General features: G+C 70.6%; 4 protein-coding genes and 1 pseudogene. 1 reads left to right on the top strand and 4 read right to left on the bottom strand.

All coding sequences use genetic code 11. The features are described 5' to 3' along the window. The 3 genes from CV1CTNOD_RS17025 to CV1CTNOD_RS17015 form a co-directional block, all read right to left on the bottom strand. Window positions 1–316: biotin/lipoyl-containing protein (locus CV1CTNOD_RS17025; RefSeq protein WP_347402951.1), on the bottom strand; the 316-nt coding region annotated here is incomplete at its 3' end. Window positions 317–587: 271 nt separating this feature from the next. Beyond that, window positions 588–1,970, bottom strand: coding sequence for a dihydrolipoyl dehydrogenase (gene lpdA / locus CV1CTNOD_RS17020; RefSeq protein ID WP_131787037.1), 1,383 nt, complete (start codon window positions 1,968–1,970; stop codon window positions 588–590). 155 nt (window positions 1,971–2,125) lie between these two features. Beyond that, the gene (locus tag CV1CTNOD_RS17015) at window positions 2,126–3,760 is read right to left on the bottom strand and encodes a leucyl aminopeptidase (protein ID WP_131787036.1); all 1,635 of its coding nucleotides are present in this window, start codon (window positions 3,758–3,760) and stop codon (window positions 2,126–2,128) included. Between the two features lie 120 nt (window positions 3,761–3,880). On the opposite strand from CV1CTNOD_RS17015, the gene gcvT reads away from it, so the two are divergent. Continuing rightward, window positions 3,881–5,026: a glycine cleavage system aminomethyltransferase GcvT gene (gene gcvT, locus CV1CTNOD_RS17010; RefSeq protein WP_131787035.1), complete on the top strand. Its 1,146-nt coding sequence runs from the start codon at window positions 3,881–3,883 to the stop codon at window positions 5,024–5,026. Between the two features lie 146 nt (window positions 5,027–5,172). Here the strand turns inward: gcvT and CV1CTNOD_RS26855 are convergent. Continuing rightward, window positions 5,173–5,427: pseudogene (locus tag CV1CTNOD_RS26855) on the bottom strand (adenosylcobinamide-GDP ribazoletransferase); the annotation flags it as partial.

The following is a 5,427-nucleotide window of genomic DNA, read 5'->3' as shown; positions in this document are numbered from 1 at the left end:
GAGGGGGAGCCGCGGCGGGCGCGGGGGCCTGCTCGGCGGCGGCTCCCGGGCCGGCCGCGGCGGCCTGCTCCGCCGTACCGCCTTCGTCGATCACGGCGAGTTCGACGCCGACCTCGACCGTTTCGTCCTCGGCCACCCGGATAGCGCTGATCACCCCGGACGCGGGTGCGGGGATCTCGGTGTCGACCTTGTCCGTGCTGACCTCGAGGAGCGGCTCGTCGGCCTCGACGCGCTCGCCTTCCTTCTTCAGCCAGCGGGTGACGGTGCCCTCGGACACGCTCTCACCCAGACGGGGCATCGTGACGGACACAGACATGGGGTAAGGCTCCTTTGCGGCGTCCGACCGACCGTGGACGACGGGCAACGGCTACGAACGCGATGGGTGCTGGGCGACTCGGGGGGCCTCCGGCAACGCGGCGAAGAGTTGCCGTCGCGTCGCCGGAGGCCCTGATGGCTGGTGGGCTGGAGAGCACACGATCATGGCTGGTTTCGCGTACCCGGAGGCCCTGCTGATTATCGGTGGGTCGACGAGTGTGCGATTGTGGTTCGTCTCGCGCATTCGAGGCCCTAAATTGATCTATTGATTGTCAGTTGTGGGAGTGCAGCGGTTTGCCGGCCAGCGCCAGATGCGCCTCGCCGATGGACTCCGACAATGTGGGATGCGGGTGGATGAGCTGAGCGACCTCGCTGGGCAGCGCCTCCCAGTTGGTGATCAGCTGGGCCTCGGCGATCAGCTCGCCGACCCGGTCGCCCACGATGTGGACGCCCACCACCGGCCCGTCGGGCACGGCCACGAGCGTCACCGCACCCGCCGTCTGGAGGATCTGCGCTTTGCCGTTACCCGCCAGGTCGTAGGTGTGGGTGACAACGTCCCCGTACAGTTCCGCCGCTCTGGTCGAGGTGAGCCCGACCGAAGCCACCTCGGGATGCGAGTAGGTGACCCGCGGGATGTTGTCGTAGTCGACCGGCGCTGGATTCAGCCCGGCCAGGCTTTCGGCGAGGAAGATGCCCTCGGCGAAGCCGACATGGGCGAGCTGGAGACCGGGCCGCAGGTCACCGATGGCGGAGACGGTCGGCACGTTGGTACGCAGCTGATGGTCGACGAGAACGTATCCGCGATCCAGCGCGATGCCGACCTCGTCGTAGCCCAGCCCCTCCGATACCGGCCCGCGTCCGACCGCCACCAGCAGCAGTTCGGCCTCGATGGTCGTGCCGTCCTCCAGGGTCACCGTGACGCCGTCGTCGGTGGTTTTCACACCGGCGAACCGGGCGCCGAGGTGCTGCTTGATGCCGCGCCGGCGGAAGGCCCGCTCCAGCAGCTTGGAGCTGGATTCCTCCTCCAGCGGCACCAGGTGGGGCAGGGCCTCGACGATCGTCACCTCGGCTCCGAAGGAGCGCCACACCGAGGCGAACTCGCAGCCGATCGCGCCGGCGCCGAGCACCACGGCGGAGGCCGGCACGCGGTCGAGTTCGAGAGCGTCGTCGCTGGTGATCACCTGGCGGTGGTCGATCTCCAGGCCCGGCAGCGACTTCGACTGTGATCCGGTTGCCAGCACGATGTGACGACCGGAGATTACGCGGTCGCCCACGGCGACGGAGGTCGGTGACACCAGCCGTCCATGGCCCTCGACGAGCTCGATGCCACGATTGTTCACCAGGCCGGTCAGACCCCGGTAAAGTTTGTTGACCACCGAGTCCTTGTAGGCGTTGACCTTCGCGATGTCGATTCCCTCGAAGGTCGATCGAATTCCGAAATTGCCACTTTCGTGAATATTGTCCGCGATCTCCGCCGAGTGCAGCAGCGCCTTGGTCGGAATGCACCCGCGGTGCAGGCACGTTCCGCCCAGCTTGCTCTTCTCGATCAGAGAAACGTCCAGGCCGAGCTCCGCGGCACGCAGAGCTGTCGCGTAACCGCCGCTGCCGCCGCCGAGGATGACCAGGTCGACGGGACCCGCCGCAGAGTCCACCACGCCAGGCGTCCCTTCTCGTTGACTGGTTGGGATGCGTTCAGTCTTTCATGTCACCAGACCGCGGCGTCGGAGGTCCGCAGCGACTGTGTGGTGCATGACGCCGGTATTTCACCGGACTACTTCCGTGCGGTGCTCGTTACTCGCTGGTAGTTGGTTCACCGGACGCTTGGCCGCTGGTTGCCGGCAACGTTCCCGGCGAGTTGGAGCAGGGTCCGGACGATCATCCCGGTGCCGCCCCTGGGGGTGTGCCCGTACGGTTCGCCACCGTTCCAGGCCGGCCCGGCAATGTCGATGTGCGCCCACGGGACGTCCTCGGGCACGAAGGCGCTCAGGAAGTGCCCGCCGACCAGCATGCCGCCATCACGGCCGCCACCGCCGGCGACGTTGGCGAGGTCGGCGACGCTCGAGTCGAGCGCCTTGCGCAGATCCGGCGGCAGCGGCATCGGCCACAGCGACTCGCCGCTCTCGCGGGCCGCGGCGACGACCTGGTCGACCGCGCCGTCGCGTCCCATCACCCCGGCGGTGCGCTGCCCCAGGGCGACGATCTGCGCGCCGGTGAGCGTCGCGACGTCCACGATCAGAGCGGGGGAGTCCTCGGCGGCGCGGGCGAGGGCGTCACCGAGCACCAGGCGTCCCTCGGCGTCGGTGTTGAGCACCTCCACCCGCGTGCCGCCCCGCAGGGTCAGGACGTCGGACGGCCGGATTGCCCCGCCCGACGGCATGTTCTCGGCCAGCGGCAGCCATCCGACGAGGTGAACCGGCAGGTTCAGGCGGGCCGCCGCGACGAGCGTCGCGAGCACCGAGGCGGCCCCCGCCATGTCGATCTTCATCCATTCCATCGCGGCCGCGGGCTTGAGCGACAGGCCGCCCGAGTCGAACGTGATGCCCTTGCCGACGAGGGCGAGCGCGGGCCGGTCGGAGGCCTGTGAACCGGCCGGGCGCCACTCGAGGCGGACGAGGCGGGGCGGGTTCGCCGAGCCCTGGCCCACCCCGAGGATCCCGCCGAACCCACCGTCGGCCAATGCCTGTTCGTCGAGCACCTCGACGGTGACTCCCACCTCACCCGCGTGCCGAGCCGCGATCTCGGCGAACACGGTCGGCGGCAGATGCCCGGGTGGTGTGTTGACGAGGTCACGGACGAGCGCCACGGCGTCCACCGCGATACCGGCCCGGCGCACCGCGTCGCCGGCCGCGGACTGCGAGGCTTCGTCCACCACGAATGTGATTTCGCTCACGGGCGAGCGGTGGTTGCCGGCGGACGTGGTCCGGAACTCCCCGAAGGCGTACGCGCCGAGCAGTGATCCCTCAGCGACGGCGCGCAGCTGCGCCGGCCCGGGGGTGCCGGTAGCGAGGGCGAGGGTGGTGGCCACGCGGGTGGTGCCGGCGAGCGCACGCACCGCCGTACCAGCCGCGCGGCGCAGGGCCTCGTGGTCGATGCCGCCGCTGGCGGCGCCCGCGTCCGTATCCGTGCCTGCCCCGGTGTCCTCAACCGGGCCCGCGTCCGCCGCCGCTGTGATCTGCGCTGGTGGCGAGGACAGCGCACCGACGCCGACCGCGAGCACCGTCGGGACGGGCAGGATCCCCAAGGTCGCGAAACGGACCAGGTCACCGGCCTTACCAGTCGCGCCCAGGTCGGCAAGAACCTTCGCGAGCCGGCCACCGAGCGCAGCGTCGAGCGTTTCGGTACCACCGAGCGGAATGGGACCGTCCTTGCCCGTCGCAATACCGATCACCAGTGCGTCGGCGTCAAGATCCAGCACGGATGAGGTTGTCACGGCAGTAACGGTCATGTCGAGAGACTACGGAACACACCGCGGGACGGTGCAGGGCCGGGCCCCTGCGGGTGGCTCGCCCTCGAGCTCGGGTCCCCGGATCGCGGCGAAGCCGCTATCCGGGGCTAGCCTGCCGGTATGGGTGAGCTGCTGCGGTCTCCGTTGCACGACCGGCACGTGGCGCTCGGCGCCAAGCTGGCCGACTTCGGCGGATGGGAGATGCCGATCGAGTATCCCGGCGGGGGTGTGCTGAAGGAGCACGCGGCGGTCCGGTCCGCGGTCGGGATCTTCGACGTCAGTCACCTCGGCAAGGCGCGCGTGTACGGCCCCGGCGCCGCGGAGTTCGTGAACTCGGCCCTCACCAACGACCTGTCCCGCATCGGTCCGGGGCAGGCCCAGTACACCCTGTGCTGCGACCCCGAAACCGGCGGAGTGGTGGACGACCTCATCGCCTACCTGTACTCCGCCACGGACGTCTTCCTGATCCCCAACGCGGCCAACACCGCCGAGGTTGTCCGCCGGCTCGCGGCGGCGTCCCCGCCCGGGGTCACCGTCGAGAACCTGCACTCGGCCTTCGGCGTGATCGCGGTCCAGGGGCCGGGTGCGCCGGAGCTGGTGTTCGCGATCGGTCTGCCCGTCGACGGCGCCTACATGAGTTTCGTGCAGGCCGACTGGAAGGGCACCGGCCCGGACAGCGGGGACGCCGCTGCCGGGGACGGCGTCAGCCGGGAGATTGCCGTGTGCCGCTCGGGCTACACCGGCGAACGCGGGTTCGAGCTCGTGACGCGCTGGGAGGACACCCCGGCGGTGTGGGACGCGCTGGTGGTGGCCGGCGCGGCGGCAGGGGTGCGCCCCTGCGGCCTCGGCGCCCGCGACACCCTGCGGACCGAGATGGGCTACCCGTTGCACGGCCAGGACCTGTCGCCCTCGATCACCCCGGTGCAGGCGCGGGCCGGTTGGGCGGTGGGCTGGAACAAGGAACAGTTCTGGGGCCGGGACGCGCTCGTGGCGGAGCGGACGGCGGGCCCGGCGCGCCTGTTGTGGGGCCTGTGTTCGACCGATCGCGGCATCCCGCGGCCGCACATGGCGGTGTACGGGCCGGACGGCGGGCCGGTGGGCGAGGTCACCAGCGGGACGTTCTCGCCGACGTTGCGGACCGGTATCGGCCTTGCCCTGCTCGGCCGCGGCGTCGCCGAGGGGGACACCGTCCGGGTGGACGTGCGGGGACGGCCGTCGACGATGACGGTGGTCCGGCCGCCGTTCGTGGACGCGTCCCCGAAGTAGCTCGTGGATGCGCTCGTGGGTGGTCCCCGCGGTAAGAGCACCCGGCAGGTTTCACCGGATGCCGAGGCGGTCCTACCGGATGCCGATGTGGTTCCACCGGATGCCGGGACCTTCAGGTCGCCGAGGTTCTACAGGTCGCCGAGGTTCTACAGGATGCCGAGGCGGTGCTTCACCCCGTAGGGGACGTCCAGGGCCATGAACACCAGGGTGACCGTCGCCGTGACCTCGACGAGGCTGCCGAGTACGTCCCCGGTGACACCACCGAGGTAGCCGACCAGGTACCGCCGCAGCAGCCAGCCCGCGGCCGTTCCCACGGCCACGGCGATCACTGCACGCACAGCGCGGCCGGTGTCGCCGCCGTCGACGTCCAACAGGCCGCCGACGGCGGCGACGGCGACGAC

This window comes from Protofrankia symbiont of Coriaria ruscifolia, assembly GCF_900634745.1.
GTDB lineage: Bacteria > Actinomycetota > Actinomycetes > Frankiales > Frankiaceae > Protofrankia > Protofrankia californiensis.
Note: the sequence above shows the minus strand (reverse complement) of the source record. Positions and strands in the feature narration are given on the sequence as shown.

Bases quoted from the DNA above. Each gene is read 5' to 3' on its own strand.
- CV1CTNOD_RS17015 (WP_131787036.1), bottom strand. From the start codon at position 3,760: ATGACCGTTACTGCCGTGACAACCTCATCCGTGCTGGATCTTGACGCC.
- gcvT (WP_131787035.1), top strand. From the start codon at position 3,881: ATGGGTGAGCTGCTGCGGTCTCCGTTGCACGACCGGCACGTGGCGCTC.